This window comes from Paraperlucidibaca wandonensis, assembly GCF_042677145.1.
Classification (GTDB): Bacteria; Pseudomonadota; Gammaproteobacteria; order Pseudomonadales; family Moraxellaceae; genus Perlucidibaca; species Perlucidibaca wandonensis.
Genome location: NZ_JBHTIT010000001.1, coordinates 375,028 through 390,575, shown reverse-complemented (window position 1 = coordinate 390,575; position 15,548 = coordinate 375,028). Strand labels below are relative to the sequence as shown.

Annotated in this window: 12 protein-coding genes and 2 pseudogenes; 5 read left to right on the top strand and 9 right to left on the bottom strand. The window is 47.5% G+C overall.

Annotated elements, in window-relative coordinates; genetic code table 11:
- Nucleotides 1–99 precede the first annotated feature (99 nt).
- The 7 genes and pseudogenes from ACFQ0F_RS01760 to ACFQ0F_RS01730 form a co-directional block, all read right to left on the bottom strand.
- A protein-coding gene (locus ACFQ0F_RS01760) for an IS3 family transposase (protein ID WP_379068450.1) occupies nt 100–1,187 on the bottom strand; the annotation gives its coding sequence in 2 pieces (ribosomal slippage) (nt 100–935 and nt 935–1,187; 1,089 coding nt in all).
- Nucleotides 1,188–1,267: 80 nt separating this feature from the next.
- Nucleotides 1,268–1,429: pseudogene (locus ACFQ0F_RS01755) on the bottom strand (IS6 family transposase); the annotation flags it as partial.
- A 167-nt stretch (nt 1,430–1,596) separates the two neighbouring features.
- Nucleotides 1,597–4,803 carry an efflux RND transporter permease subunit gene (locus ACFQ0F_RS01750; RefSeq protein ID WP_379068447.1) on the bottom strand — a complete coding sequence of 1,069 codons (3,207 nt, stop codon included), beginning with the start codon at nt 4,801–4,803 and terminating at the stop codon, nt 1,597–1,599.
- 29 nt (nt 4,804–4,832) lie between these two features.
- Nucleotides 4,833–6,035, bottom strand: a complete 1,203-nt coding sequence (locus ACFQ0F_RS01745) for an efflux RND transporter periplasmic adaptor subunit (RefSeq protein WP_379068444.1) — start codon at nt 6,033–6,035, stop codon at nt 4,833–4,835.
- Entirely contained in the window at nt 6,032–7,264 is a 1,233-nt protein-coding gene (locus tag ACFQ0F_RS01740) for a TolC family protein (protein WP_379068442.1), read from the bottom strand. Before ACFQ0F_RS01740 ends, ACFQ0F_RS01745 begins: the two co-directional genes overlap by 4 nt.
- A gap of 64 nt (nt 7,265–7,328) precedes the next feature.
- Complete coding sequence (locus tag ACFQ0F_RS01735; RefSeq protein ID WP_379068440.1) at nt 7,329–7,745, bottom strand: hypothetical protein; 417 nt, start codon at nt 7,743–7,745, stop codon at nt 7,329–7,331.
- Nucleotides 7,746–8,079: 334 nt separating this feature from the next.
- Nucleotides 8,080–10,380, bottom strand: a complete 2,301-nt coding sequence (locus ACFQ0F_RS01730; RefSeq protein WP_379068438.1) for a heavy metal translocating P-type ATPase — start codon at nt 10,378–10,380, stop codon at nt 8,080–8,082.
- Nucleotides 10,381–10,462: 82 nt separating this feature from the next.
- On the opposite strand from ACFQ0F_RS01730, the gene cadR reads away from it, so the two are divergent.
- Nucleotides 10,463–10,891, top strand: a complete 429-nt coding sequence (gene cadR, locus ACFQ0F_RS01725) for a Cd(II)/Pb(II)-responsive transcriptional regulator (RefSeq protein WP_116208963.1) — start codon at nt 10,463–10,465, stop codon at nt 10,889–10,891.
- 317 nt (nt 10,892–11,208) lie between these two features.
- Here the strand turns inward: cadR and ACFQ0F_RS01720 are convergent.
- A pseudogene (locus tag ACFQ0F_RS01720) lies at nt 11,209–11,361 on the bottom strand (hypothetical protein); the annotation flags it as partial.
- Between the two features lie 292 nt (nt 11,362–11,653).
- A complete protein-coding gene (locus ACFQ0F_RS01715) occupies nt 11,654–12,103 on the bottom strand; it encodes a YkvA family protein (protein WP_379068434.1) in 450 nt (149 codons plus the stop codon).
- Between the two features lie 716 nt (nt 12,104–12,819).
- Here ACFQ0F_RS01715 and ACFQ0F_RS01710 point away from each other — a divergent pair.
- The 4 genes from ACFQ0F_RS01710 (at nt 12,820) to ACFQ0F_RS01695 (ending at nt 15,155) form a co-directional block, all read left to right on the top strand.
- Nucleotides 12,820–13,041, top strand: a complete 222-nt coding sequence (locus ACFQ0F_RS01710; protein ID WP_379068431.1) for a hypothetical protein — start codon at nt 12,820–12,822, stop codon at nt 13,039–13,041.
- A 225-nt stretch (nt 13,042–13,266) separates the two neighbouring features.
- On the top strand, nt 13,267–13,494 hold the full coding sequence (locus ACFQ0F_RS01705) for a hypothetical protein (RefSeq protein ID WP_379068428.1): 228 nt from the start codon (nt 13,267–13,269) through the stop codon (nt 13,492–13,494).
- An 89-nt stretch (nt 13,495–13,583) separates the two neighbouring features.
- Complete coding sequence (locus ACFQ0F_RS01700; RefSeq protein WP_379068426.1) at nt 13,584–14,078, top strand: hypothetical protein; 495 nt, start codon at nt 13,584–13,586, stop codon at nt 14,076–14,078.
- A 3-nt stretch (nt 14,079–14,081) separates the two neighbouring features.
- A complete protein-coding gene (locus ACFQ0F_RS01695) occupies nt 14,082–15,155 on the top strand; it encodes a ComEC/Rec2 family competence protein (protein ID WP_379068423.1) in 1,074 nt (357 codons plus the stop codon).
- Nucleotides 15,156–15,548 lie beyond the last annotated feature (393 nt).

The following is a 15,548-nucleotide window of genomic DNA, read 5'->3' as shown; positions in this document are numbered from 1 at the left end:
TCTTCCAAGATTGAATAGGTTAGATACTGCAGCATGATTCGTTAGAAATAGTTGTGCCTGGGTAATCCCCCCATTTTTAACGGGGCTCAGAAGTAGAGGCTAGGCCATTTGGGCCAACTTCTGTTTCGGAGTGATGCCACCCAGGCCCATATTCGGGCGATCATTATTATATGTCCAGAGCCAGCGCGTTGCGTGATCCTGCATTTCTGCTAAATCAGTAAACAGGTATTGGCCCAGCCATTCATGTCTTACGGTTCGGTTATAGCGCTCAACATAAGCATTCTGTTGCGGTTTTCCAGGCTGGATATGCGCAATCAATATGCCGCGTTGAGCGGCCCAAGCCATTAGCTTGGCGCTGATAAGCTCAGGACCGTTGTCGCATCGAATCGCTCGTGGCTGGCCGCGCCACTCGATGATCTGATTTAACGATCGAATGACACGCTCAGCAGGCAGCGAGAAGTCCACATCGATGCCTAGGCCTTCACGATTAAAATCATCAAGCACATTAAACAAGCGAACTGAACGGCCATCGCTAAGCTGATCATGCATAAAATCCATACACCACATGTCGTTTGGACTGGTCGGCACAACTAATGGCTCGGGTGTTTCGCGAACTAGGCGCTTGTGCGGTTTGATGCGAAGGTTCAGCTCTAGGTTCCGGTAAATGCGATAGACCCGTTTGTGGTTCCAGCCGTAGTTTTTGACATTGCGCAAATACATGAAGCACAAGCCAAACCCCCAGGCACGCTGATTGTGCGTTAGGCGAATGAGCCAGTCGGCAATCTCGGCGTTCTCAGACGATAGCAACGGCTGATAGCGGTAGCAGGTCTGGCTAATGGCAAAGGCCGCGCAGGCCTGACGGATACTCAACCCTTTGGTCGCCACCGCACGTTGGGCCATCTCGCGTCTGCGAGACGGCCTCACCATTTTTTTGTGATGGCTTCCTTGAGCACGTCCGCTTGCAGCTGCACATCGGCATACATCTTTTTGAGCCGCCGATTTTCATCCTCAAGCTCTTTGAGCCGAGACATCAGCGACGCATCCATGCCGCCAAACTTAGCGCGCCACTTATAAAACGACGCAGAGCTCATGCCATGTTCACGGCATAAATCCGGAACCGGCGTGCCGGCCTCAGCTTGCTTCAAAATCGCCATGATTTGGCTGTCAGAATATCGAGATGTGCGCATGTAGAACTTCCTCAAAGCATTAGGAGAAATTCTACTTCTGAATCCGATTAATTTCCGGGAGGATTACCATAGCTAGGTCCGAATTTGATACACCACAATCGGATCGACTCATAACTGACAGAGATACCCTTCTCTGCCAGCAAGTCTTCGATATCACGGAAGCTCAGATTGAATCGGTAATAGATCCAGACTGCGTAGCTGATGATGCTGGGGTGAAAGCGATGTCGTTTGTAGGTACTCATACGCGAATTATCACAAGCGGCGAGTTAACTTATCAGTACCAGGCTAATGCCATAATGCACCACTGTTTCGACGCTAAACATAGCCAAGTTAATCACCAGCGCAACGATCAATACTGAAACGTGCGCTGGCCTCCGATGCCTTGCTAGCATATTGACTATTGTAGAAATTAGGCCTTCTGGCGCCCTTCTTTCCAATGCTCGATTAATCGATACATTGCCGGCAAGGCTACTAGAGTTAACAATGTGCTAGTAATTAAGCCGCCAATCACAACAATCGCTAACGGTTTTTGCACCTCAGCGCCTGTTCCTGTGGCGAGTGCCATAGGAACAAAGCCGAGCGAGGCAACCATCGCAGTCATCAGTACTGGCCGTAAACGAGACAACGAGCCCTGCTCCACAGCAGTGTTCAATGACACGCCCTCCTCACGGAGTTGATTAATTCGGCTGACCATCACCAAACCATTGAGCACAGCCACGCCCGAAAGCGCAATAAAACCAATTGCTGCAGTAATAGAAAAGGCAATACCAAAAGCCCAGAGCGCAAGGACGCCACCTGATAGGGCAAGTGGCACAGCTGTAAACACTAACAATGCTTGGCGAACGCTACCAAGCGCCATAAATAGCAAGATTAAAATGAGACCAAAGCAAGCTGGGACAACAATCATAAGCCGTGACTTGGCTGCCTGAAGATTCTCAAATTGACCACCCCACACTAACCAACTGCCTGCTGGCAACTGTACTTGCTTTTCAATGAGCTGCTGAGCCTCCTCCACAAATGATGACAAATCACGGCCACGGACATTTGCGGCAACAACTATTCGGCGCTTACTGTCCTCTCGGCTGACCTGATTGAGACCATCTTGCAACGAAAGCGTGGCAACACTGCCTAAAGTAATAAAGCGCTGCTCAGCAAACGTGCTTGCTACAGCCACTGGTAAAGCGCGCAACTGATCAAGATCGGTACGTACAGCCTCAGGCAGCCTAACCATCACTGCAAAGCGACGATCACCCTCAAAAATATCACCAGCTTGCTGGCCACCTATGGCTGCCGTCACCATATCTTGCACATCTCCCATACGAAGGCCCAAGCGTGCCAAAGCATCACGATCGAAATCGATATCGAGTAAAGTTTGGCCCTCAACTTGCTCAACTTTGACTTCACTTGATCCTTCAATACTGCGTAGCGCTTGAGCAACCTGATTAGCGGTAGCGAGCATTTTTGCAAAGTCATCGCCAAAGACTTTGACAGCAACATCGCCGCGTACACCAGATAACAGCTCGTTAAAACGCATTTGAATTGGCTGACTAAACTCGTAGTTATTACCAGGCAACTCAGTCACTTTATGCTCAATGCGTTCGATCAACTCAGACTTAGTCAAATTTGGATTCGGCCATTGCTCTCGTGGTTTTAAAATAATAAAGGTATCCGATGCGCTAGGTGGCATAGGGTCAGCCGCCATCTCAGCAGTACCGGTTTTGGAGAAAACAAAAGCAACTTCCTTAAATTGCTTCACTGTATTTTCAACCTGCAATTGCATTTGGCTCGACTGTTTAATACCTGTACTAGGAATACGCAGCGCTTGCATGGCGATATCTTTCTCATCAAGCGTTGGAACAAACTCTTGTCCGAGCTGAGTAAAAACCAGTAATCCAATTGCAAATGAGCCTAAAGCAATAGCAATGACTTTCCTTGGCCAACGCAACGACCAAGACAAAGCTGGCTTATACAATGCGTTTGCCCTGCCTAATATTCGCCCTTCTTTTTCCTCTATAGTTCCAGTAAAAAATATGCCAATTAGTGCTGGAATCAAGGTGAGTGACAACATAAAAGCTGCCAATAAAGCCAAAATTACGGTCGCTGCCATCGGGTGAAACATCTTACCTTCAACACCTTCCAGCGCTAGAATCGGTAAGTAAACTGTAATAATAATGGCCTGTCCAAACACCGAAGGCCGAACCATTTCACGCGTTGCAGCCAATACAGCCGATAGTCGCTCCTCAAGGCTCAGAGGCCTCCCCATTCGATGTTGACTAGCCGACAGGCGGCTCAAACAGTTCTCAACAATAATGATAGCGCCATCAACAATTAGACCGAAATCCAATGCGCCAAGGCTCATCAAATTTCCACTAATACCAAGCTTCACCATGCCAGTGCTCATTAGTAAAACCGTCAACGGAATAACCAATGCTGCTATTAGTGCAGCCCGCACATTTCCAAGCATCAAAAAGAGCACAGCAATGACCAACAGTGCACCTTCGCTAAGATTCTTAGCTATGGTCGAGACTGTGGCATTCACCAACTTACTACGATTTAGTACCGTCTGAGCCTCTATACCTGGCGGCAGGCTACGGCGTATCTCAATGAGTTTCTTATCAACCGCTATGGCTACGGTGCGCGAGTTTTCGCCAATACGCATCAAAGCCGTGCCAATAACAGCCTCTTGGCCATTTTCGCTTGCCGAGCCTGTACGCAACTCCTCCCCAATCTCCACTCGGGCAATGTCGCGCATGTAAATTGGCGTATTGCTTCGCGTGGCGACTACGGTATTGGCAATATCATTTAGAGTTTTAAGTCGGCCATCAACACGAACCAGATATGACTCGCCTCGCGACTCTATATATCCTCCGCCGCGACTTTGGTTGGCTACCTCCAATGCCTCAACCACATTGTTCAACGATAAACCATACGCTCTTAATTTCAGTGGATCGGGTTGAACGTGATACTGCTTGGCGAACCCGCCAATACTGTCTACACCTGCAATACCGGGCAACCCCTTTAACTGCGGGCGAATGATCCAGTCCTGCACTGTGCGCAAATAGGCGGCTTGCGCCACTGTACTGCGCAAATATTCACCTTCTGGTGTCAGATAACTACCATCCGTCTGCCATCCCGGTTGACCATCGGTAATCTCCGCACCTTCACCTTGTGGGTGCGTAAATTTCACGGCCCACATATATACTTCGCCTAGGCCGGTAGAGATTGCACCCATGCGAGGTGATGCTTTATCAGGTAGCGCCTCTTTAGCTTCATTCAGCCGCTCAGTGACCTGATTTCTTGCGAAGTAAATATCAACATCATCGTTAAAAACTGCCGTGACTTGCGAAAAGCCATTCCGAGATAACGACCGTGTTGATTGAAGGCCAGCAATACCTGCCAAGGCACTTTCAATTGGATATGTCACCTGCTTCTCAATGTCCTCTGGTGATAAACCTGAAAGCACGGTGTTTATTTGCACTTGATTATTGGTGATGTCCGGCACGGCATCGATAGGCAGTTTTTGAAGCGAATACACGCCAAAGCCCGCCATCAATAGCACTAGAACGACAACCAAATAGCGATGCGCTAAAGAAAAACTAATGACTTTATCGAGCATGATGATGCTCCTGCTGAGTCTTGAATAAATTAATCATCATGTGCCGCCTCCGATTTACCTAAATCGGCTTTGAGCACAAAGACATTACCCGTAGCAAAACGTTCACCTTCACTTAGGCCATTCAAAATCTCTTGGCGATCGCCGCTACGACTGCCAAGCACAACAGCACGTGGCGTCAACCCTGCAGCCCCCTCAACAAAAACTGATGGCTCATTTTCAATCATCAAAATAGCTGATTGAGGCACACTAACCACCAGCTTAGGCTCGCCCATTTGTATGGACGCGTCGACAAACTCTCCTGATCGCCAATCGCCCTGCGAATTATTAATCTGCACCCGCACAGAGCCACTTCGGCTGGCAGGGTCTAGCTCAGGCTGTACAAAAATCACGCTGCCTTGCGTCTTTTGGCCAGACTTATTACGAACCCAAACTGATTGACCTACACGCACACTGGCCAGCTCACTTACTGGAATAGCTAAGTCAATCCACAACACAGACAGGTCAGCAATTCTAAATAAGGGTTTTTCACTGTCGACAGCCTCACCTATCGTTAGATCCTTACTAAGCAATGTGCCTGAAATTGGGGCTCTTAAACTAAATTTCGCCAAGTGACTACCAGCCTTCAATTCGCGAGCACTTTTCTCGCTGAGCCCTAATGACATTAAACTTTGCTGTGCGCTCTGAACCTCAATACGGGCTTCCGCCAATGCGCCACGAGCAGCTAGATAGTCTTGCTCAGCACTGATTTTTTTCTCCCACAACGATTTCTCACGAGTAAATACCGATTGCGACAAAGCGAAGCGCTCTCGCGCGGACAAAAACCGAGCAGAGGCATCTGAAAGCTGTGCGCTTTCAATCGTTGCCAAAAGATCACCAGCTCGAACCTTACTTCCGATTTGAATGGGGGCGGAGCGAACCGTGCCTAATACTGGAGACGAAATACGTGCCTCGCGATCAGTACTCAATACAAGCTGGCCAGGCAAGGCCAATGCCGTGACAAAATTAGCCTTAGCAGCAGTTTCTATTGCCAAACTATTGGCTTTTAACTGAGCCTCATTGAGCTTCACGTATTGAGGGTCAGCATGCTCATCTTCAGCTTGCTCAGTCTGTAAGGCTGAGGTGTGTTGCTCATGCTCCTGAGCTAGCGGGCCGTACTCCATGATGTACCAGACAGCTCCGGCGCCAATCATCACGAAAAAGAATATAAGCAATAAATTTTTGATAATTTTCATAGTGTACTTCCGGCAAATGTAGCAAAGCCAAGCAGCTCATTGAGTGCCGCATCGCTTTGATGAAATGTGAGTCTCGCCGCCAAATATTGGCTCTGTGAGTCGATTAGACTGCGCTGTGCATCAAGCAAATCGAGTAGTGAGAATTTTCCAGCGCTATAGCCTTCTTGAGTCGCCTCGGCAGCCTCACGAGCCACGCGCAATACATTGTCGCGCAACTGCTCAGCCTCCTGATAACTTGCCGTACGTTGTGTCTCAAGTTGATCTCGCTGAGTTCTCCACTGCTGATTAATTAGCGTCCGATCAGCCTCTGCAGCAACAACGTTTGCCTTAGCAGTAAGCACAGCCCCTTGGTTTCGATTGAAGAGTGGAATCGGGACGGACACACCAACGAGGAGACTTTCATCACGAGTGCCAGCATCGCGCTTCATACCCGCAGAGAGTGTGAAGTCAGGCACGCGCTCTGCTTGCGCTAAACGCATTGCCGCCTGCTCCTTTTGCACGCGAATATCCGCCTGCTTGAGTATGGGAGTTTTATCACTTGGCTCATTTGGCTCAATTAAGAGCTGAGGAAGCACTAACGCATCATTTAGTGATTCAGTAAGCTCAGCCTCGCCCCATAGCGCTGCTAAGCGCCTTTGCGCTAGTAGTCGAGACTGACTCTGTAACCTCAAAGCACGTTCCGCGCCCCTCATGGCAACGGTTGCTCTAGACAGCTCTATTGGAGAGACCTTCCCGGCACTAACTCGCGCCGACACAGAGTCATGCGTTTGTTTGGCCAAGCCCAGTCTTTGGTCAGCTATATCGAGCTGCTCCTCAGCAGCCACGGCATCGATATATCGTTCACGCGTTAGTCGAATCAGCCGTAAACGCTGAGACTGGGAATCAAGAGCAGTAAGGGTTTGCTCATCTTCAGCAACTGCCTGGCGAGCACTGCGCTTGCCAGGCAACGAAAATCGCTGACTAAGAGTGAAAGTTGTAGTGGCATCGCCAGTAGAGCGTCGAGTATCGCCAGAGAAATCCTCGAGCACATAGCTCAGCTCTGGATTGGGCAATACTCCGGCCTGCACAGTGCGGCCGGCCGCAGCCTCCTCCAGCGCATTACTGAGGGCTGTTTGTGGATTCTTCGCCAGTACGCGTTGAGTAGCGTCAACTAGACTTAAGCTCGCTGCTGCTGTCGTTGAGCACAGCAAAACAGAAAGCAAAGTGAAAACTGAAAAATAGCGGTACATGATAATTCCTTGAGGACAAAAAGTTGACAGGCACGTGCCTGACTCCAGACGTCAACAGGGAAAATCAAATATGTAGGTAAGCGGTTTCGCGGATAATGATGGAAAACGGCTTTACCGGAGGGCCAGTGCCATCAGGAACTTTCAGCTGAGAAAACTCACCTGAGATATACGCGGGATTGGTATAGAAAGGCTGAATAAGCGCTGGAGGATCTGATAATTGCAACGTCGAATAGAGCGATGCGTGATCGTTGTGGCCATCTTGAGCCTGAAAGTCCACACAGGGTGTCTCAGAGCTTTTCTCATCAACTGCCGAAGGGCATGGCTCACCAGTGTGCTCCCAAACGACCACACCATCAGGCTCAAGGCATAAAGTGTCAGCTAGCGCCGTACAAGAGCTAAACGTCCAATGCAGCAACAGCATCACCATCAAGGATAGTGTTAGCCGGCGCCTCTTGGTTAACTGTTGTGATGCTGACATCATGCTTACACTAGGGCTCTTATAAATTAGTAAATACCAATAGAACTATACACAAATTACATCAAATATTCCGACTTTATCCCCGCATAAAGCCCAAAGACAGCTATCAGTAGGGGGGAGCCTCGCAAACTGGCTCGCAGCTTCTTGGATGGCCAACACTTTTATGCGAGCTTTTCACCGTTTACTAGCAGCCTACGAGCAGTTTTGCCCCAAAAAACCAACACTACTGGAATCAAAATCAGTGAATCAGCTAACCAAACACCATACTGCAAGACTCAGCTGGAGCAAATGACACTTCACACTGCTGCCAAAACCCTATCAGGGATTGCTACCTACACTATTTTCTTAGCAGCCTCATCCCATTACCTACAACTAAAAGGCTAGCCCCCACATCAGCGAACACCGCCATCCACATGGTACCCACGCCCATTAGGGTGAGCACAAGGAACACAGACTTGATACCTAATGCCAAGGTAATATTTTGGATCAATATTGAATGCGTAGCCTGCGACAATTTAACGAAAGCAGGTATTTTACGTAGGTCATCATCCATCAAGGCAACGTCAGCTGTTTCAATTGCGCTATCGGCGCCCAAAGCTCCCATCGCAAACCCAATATTGGCACGGGCAAGTGCCGGAGCATCGTTAATGCCATCACCAACCATACCCACTGTACCTTTAGCGCTGAAATCTTCAATTGCTCTCAATTTGTCTTCGGGCAGTTGATTACCGCGAGCCTGATCGACCCCTACTTCGTCAGCAATTGCTTTAGCAGTATGCGAGTTATCTCCGGTAAGCATCACAGTCTTAATTCCTAAGCGATGCAGCTCAGCGATAGCCATACGGCTGCTATTCTTGACCGTATCGGCTACAGCAAACAGGCATAGTACCTGCTTTTCGTCGACAAGCATCACGACCGTTTTCCCTTGGAGCTCCAACTCACTCAAACGTGCCTCTAGCTCAGGGGAACAAAGGCCAAGATCATGCACTAAGCGATGGTTTCCCAACGAGTACAACTGACCATCAATCAGGCCACGCACTCCGCGACCAAGCAGTGCCTCGAAAGAAGCGACATCTTTCCGCTCAATCTCATGTTGATTCACAGCATTTGCTACTGCTCGTGACACTGGATGGTCGGAGCGACCAGCTAAGCTGACTGCCAATTGACGACAGTGAATTGCATCCATATCAGCAAGCACTTTGAAGTCAGTCTGCACAGGCTTACCATGTGTGATAGTGCCGGTCTTATCAAGTGCTAGCCAAACGAGCTTGCGGCCTTCCTCCAAATACACCCCACCCTTTATTAAGATACCCTGGCGAGCGGCGGAGGCTAGCCCACTGACAATAGTCACTGGGGTCGAAATCACTAGCGCGCATGGACACGCGATGACGAGCAAAACTAATGCTTTGTAGATCCAGTCAAACAGATCTCCATTCATCAACAGCGGTGGAAGTACAGCTACCATTATCGCAACGGCGAATACTATCGGTGTATAAACACGGGCGAACTGATCAACGAAACGCTGAGTCGGCGCCTTAGCGCCCTGTGCTTCCTCAACGGCATGAATGATGCGAGCTAGGGTCGTATTACTTGATGCCGCTGTGACTCGATACTCAAAGGAGCCGGACTCATTGATTGTCCCCGCATAAACCGGGTCACCTTCAGCCTTATCCACCGGCAAGCTTTCCCCGGTGATTGGTGCTTGATTCACCGACGAATGACCATTCAGAATTTCACCGTCAAGTCCGATACGTTCGCCGGGCTTTACTCGCACTACGCTGCCTACAGCCACTGTACCGGGATTTTCCTCTTGCCAAGAGCCATCTGCCTGCTGCACAGATGCTGTTTCTGGAGCAAGCTCCATGAGCCCCTTAATTGCATTTCGCGCGCGATCAAGTGACTTAGCTTCGATCAGCTCAGCAATAGTGAACAACACCATCACCATGGCAGCCTCCGGCCACTGCCCCAACGCAAGAGCACCGGTCACGGCGATACTCATTAATGCATTGATATTGAGGTTGCCATTACGAATCGCGACCCACCCTTTTTTATAGGTGGTCAAGCCGCATGCAGCAACGGCCACGATTGCAAAAATAGCAGATAGTGCACTCGGCAACCCGATCCAGCTCACAGTTTCCGACAATACTGCCGCTACCCCAGCCAAAGCTAACGGCCACCAAGAAGTCTTTGCCTCCTTACGATCGACTGGTTTGGCGCTATCAACACTCAACTCAGGTCGAAAACCTAATGAGCGCAGGGCCTCCAACACTTGGGCCAGTGTGTTCGAGGCATGTACTACAGTCAGCTCTCGTCTCATCAAATTAAACGTTAGGCTCTTGACCTGCACCATACCAGCTAGCCTCTTGCGGATAAGCGCCTCTTCGGTAGGGCAGTCCATCTGCAAAATACGTATGGACGTGCTGGTGGTGTCCGTCGTCATTTCCGTTTCTGCTAAGTCGCTAAGTGCAATTGGAGTACTAGAGCAACACTGACCATCTGAGCCATCAAGCAAAACAGAAGGTATTAGGTCGCTACTCTCAATTGCTGAATCTTTAGTGTTTTCAATCTCATGATTTGAGCTTCGGTTTTGCTCAAGCTCACCACCCTCAATGTGATCATGATCTAAATGGTTAGTCATGGTAAATCTCCATTTCTCATCGTATGATTCTCATTCAAAACCCTAAAGTAACTTTAGAGTCAAGCGTATTGGAGTCCAATCAATGAAGATAGGAGAGCTTTCTCACGAGGCACAATGCACCGTAGAAACGGTGCGCTATTACGAAAAAGTTGGACTTCTGCCAGCACCCGCGCGAACAGCAAGCAACTATCGTCACTATGGAAGCGTGCACGTCGATCAACTACGCTTCATTCGCAATTGTCGTGCACTAGATATGACACTGGAGGAGATCCGTGCACTACAGAGTTTTGTCACTCAGCCTGCAGGTGATTGCAGTGCTGTGAATCAACTTCTTGATGAGCACATCGACCATGTCGACTTGCGCATAGCTGAACTGTCCCAGCTCAAAGAAAAACTCAGCGAGCTTAGTCGGCGATGTCAAAACAAACAGTCAATTATAACTTGCGGCATTCTTCAAGGACTGACCTCAATGGAATCAGAACCACAGCATGATAGACATACTCATCTGTAGTAAGCCAAAACCATCTCATAACGGTACTGACAAGTTAACTTCCAGGCACAGCAAAAATTGACCTTTGCGCCTCTATGCAACCACCGCTCTCCATGTTGCGAACACAGCTGTCCTACTTCGGCGATAATGGCTTGCTGAGGCTAGGTGTCTTCCAAGACTGAATAAGCTTGATACTGCTGCATGGTTCGCTAGAAATAGCTGCGTCTGGCTCAGAGATTTAAACCGTCGCATTCCTCGCTCCCGAAACCACGGCGACTCATGCGATTGCTCAGCCCCGTTGTTCGCGTACTTACCTGTATTGTGGTGCGACGTAGGCATTAGCTCGCGTTGAACAACTTTATAGCTTGCCAACCATCAGTAACTATCGCTCTTGACTCGCCACCATTGCTGCGCAACAAGCGCTTGAAGAGCTGCCGGGCTTCAGCACCGGTACGGCGACTCTGAACATAAACACCTATCACTTCACAGTCTTGATCGACTGCTCACCACAAGTAGTGCTGCTTGCCGTTTATCTTGAGGAATACTTCATCAAGATAAAACGTATCGCCGAATCCACCATGTCTTTACTTGAGCTTGCGAGCGCATGCTTGTCCAAACTTGATGCCCCACAAACGGGTTGCCTCATAATTGGCAGAGATACCCTTCTCTGCCAGCAAGTCGCCGATATCACGAAAGCTCAGATTGAAGCGGTAATAGGTCCAGGCTGATAAACTGATAATGATGGAATCAAGGCGATGTCGCTTGTAGATTCTCATCAACCAGTTAGCTAATTTTCGGCACAACCCATCGCCAAAGTAGCCAAGCACAACTTAGCCAAATAGCAATAATCACTACTAAAGCGGCCGCACTGTGTACTTTAGCGGGCTTACTAGATAGCCATATCTCAGCCTTTTTTCTGTTATCCGCAATTAAAGGCGAAGGTATCAGTCGTAAACAAATCCAAACTCCAATAGGCACGATAATAAGGTCATCGAGATAACCTATGACTGGGACAAAATCAGGGATAATGTCAATGGGACTTAACGCATACGCCACGATTACCATCGCAAGCAGCTTTGGCAAGAGTGGTGTCTCTGGATCACGACTCGCAAACATGAGTGTGACAACATCGTTTTTAAGGCGTGTAGCCCAAGCTTTGAGTGAATCTAGCATACCGCTTCTATTCTCTATCCAGATTAGATGAAAGCTGGAGCCAAAACCCTCAGTTTTCATCGAAAAACCCAATCAACCAGCGAGCCAATTTGTCAGAAAAAACAAGGCTAGCTACGCGAGGTAAGTATCCAACTACATCAACTCAATGCCATATCGCCCTCAACATACACCAGACAACTGGCAGGAAGTGCGCTTAAATTAAGCGCAGATTCTTAAGCCGAGTGCTAATGAAGATGGAGGGACGTCGCCTGAGGAGTTTGAGTGGCAGCTTTTGCATATTCGAAGCGAGGATGTGTACGCCTCGCAGAAGGTAGTTTAGCGGTGAGTTTAAGTGGCATCTGCTTGCCAAAATGAAGAGCTATTTGGTACAAGTTATTTGTAGCTTTCTCAGGGAATGCGGTCGCACACCACTTTCGCCAGCGTACCGGCTTGGATGTGCCAATCACCCACTTTGCACTGTCTCCAAGGATAGACTGATCTCATTGCACTACGTCAACTGAGTGGCGGTAGCGTACCTAGCCAGTAATTCACAATTTGTCGCTAGCCTTTTTGTTGTGCAGCGAAATTGTCGCCGCAAAAAAAGCATGGCGTGCTTTACGAAATAGGAAGTGCGGTATTTGATGGCAAAGAGTGCTGCGTTCAAGTTTCCAAGGCTTTGATGTCTTTGAACTCTCTTCACGCTACACTGCCTTATGCAGCTGGTCAAAATTATTAAGCCGCAACCCTGCGGTTTAAACTAAGTTATGAATACAGAAAATTAGAGAAAGAGTACTGAAATGAGTGAAAAAATTAGTCAGTCTTCTCTAAATGCATTGAAAATTGCGTTTACCTACATGCCAAAATCAATTGAAGTAACTAAATTTGAGTATGGGGATAGTTACCAAAAGGTATTGGATCATATTGAAGTAGTTAGAGAGATGTTGTTGATTAATGATGTTGATCCTGATGAGGTTTATGGCGAAATTAACCCCGAGAATACTCCTAACTCAACATATTAATTTTGTAAAAGCAGTGAAATTATATAATGATATTTGTCTTTATTCTGTACATGCGAATTCATAACAAGTTTGTCAACGAACGCCACTTTATGGCAGGAGAGCTAAACCTTCGGTTTGTCTGCCCGTTACAAAGGTGTTAGGACTCATGTACGGCCTTCTGCGATCTTGACTAAATACAGGGGGCACTTCATGAGAGTGTTTCACCTCCAACCAAGGAGTCTCGCTATGAAAAAAATTGCACACGTAGTGGTTCACCTCGACGATGACATGCCAGAGGACATGCTCGTCGTACTTCGCTGCGGCTCGGTCATCTCAGACGATGAAGATGGGAATGAACTTAAAGACCACCAACAGTTGATAGACAACATGGAATTTCATTCCGAAGAGGCATTGATTGCGCATGTTGCAAAGCAGTTCGGCGTCAGCTCAGACTCGGTAACGGTTGAGTCCTAACAATTCATTCAAGCCGAAGCCGCTTCGCGGCTCGGCTTAATTCAGGCCTTAGGCATCCGGTTAAGCCTTGAATAGAAAGAGCAAATGCTATGAAAGATTTACTTGAAAAGCTTTCTACATACAATATTTTCAACTATCTCCTGCCAGGGATGGTTTTTGTCGCGATAGCAAAATCATTAACTAAATATAACTTCGTTCAAGAGGAGATTTTTACTGGTGTTTTCCTATATTATTTCATTGGTTTAGTGATTAGCAGGATTGGTTCTATTATTATTGAACCGCTCCTTAAATGGATAAAGTTTGTTAAATTTTCGGAATATAGAGATTATGTTGAAGCATCCAGTAAAGACAAGCTTATAGAAGTTCTTTCAGAAGCAAATAATATGTATAGAACCTTTCTATCATTGTTTATATTTCTCGCTTTTTTAAGGATATATGAATCATTGTCTGAGCACTTTCAATTTTTGAATGATTTTTCACCAGAGCTAGCAATTATAGGATTGCTAGCTCTATTTGCTTTCTCATATAGCAAGCAAACCGCTTACATAACTAGGCGCGTAGCTAGTGCAAAAGACAGGGAATAAATTATGACTGACTTTTTCGAAATAGATTTTTTAAACGTTGAATCAAAAAAAAGCGGTGATGCAATACCTCTCCGGTATTCAATCGGTGGTGCCACCAGAATTCATGTGACTGACGGAGGGTTCCAAGCCACAGGAGATTTATTAGTAGAGCATATAAATAAATATTATGGGGGGCCGAAATATATTGACGCTATAATCGTTACTCATCCCGACGGTGATCATGCAGGTGGGCTTAGAAAGCTGTTTGATGAGTTCGTAATAGGTGCATTATGGATGCTGCGACCCTGGCTATATGCAGATGAGCTAATTGATCGATTTAGCCGCTTTACCTCTTCAGATAACCTGGCGAAGAGGCTTAAAGAAATATATCCAAACCTAGCGGCTTTAGAAGAGCTCGCAATAGAAAATGGGGTAAGAATATCAGAGCCATTTCAAGGTGCAAAAATAGGAGAATTTAATGTGTTGGCTCCATCTAAAACGAGATATTTAGATCTTGTTGTGGAATCAGAAAAAACCCCTGAAGCCACAAAGGAAGAGGAACAAACTTTGGCCGAGGCAGCCGGCCTGATTATTAGAAAAGCTATAAATTTTATCAGGTCAGCTTGGGGTGATGAGTATTTTCCAGCGGACGATACAAGCCCTGAAAACAACATGAGCGTAATTCAATATGCTTGCTTATGTGATATGAAAATACTACTCACTGGTGACGCAGGAAGAGCAGCTCTTGATGAGGCCGCAGATTTTGCTCCTTATGTCGGGCTGGTACTTCCAGGAGTAGATCGAATACAAATTCCCCACCATGGTTCAAGGCACAATGTGTCAACAGAAGTATTAGATAGGTGGCTTGGAACTAAACATGATACGCAGCCTGATTCGCAGAGTTTTACGGCAATCGTTAGCGCAGCAAAAGAAGATAAAGACCACCCGCGTAAGTCTGTTGTTCGAGCCTTCATTCACAGGGGCGCGAAAGTAATATCGACCGAAGGCGGTCACAAACAAACTGGTCACAATGCACCTGATCGTGAAGGATGGGTGGCTGTAACTCCTCTACCTTATCCTGAGGATCAAGAAGATTAATTTGCGCCCATGCCTATCAAAGAACTGCTACCGGACAAATTTTACGCTGCGCTCCAAATTTGTCGCAGAGCGTGGCGTTGAGTGACAAGGAGCGAGATAAAACCATGAGCACAGTCGAAATACCCGCGATGTGCCCTGAATGCGGGGCAATCTTCGCGTCAAGAATGATCCATATCTCAGGAAATACACGAATACAGGAGCTAGCGCTCGGTAATCCCCCCTTTTTTAACAGGGCTCAGAAGTAGGGGCTAGGCCATTTGGGCCGACTTCTGATTTGTGGGGATTACCAAGCCATCTCAGTCATTTGGCGCTAGATGGAAGCGTATGATCATCTGAGCCACTCGAGGGGCGCCAAATGATATTAAGGTTATTGCATCACTTAGCGATCTAGCT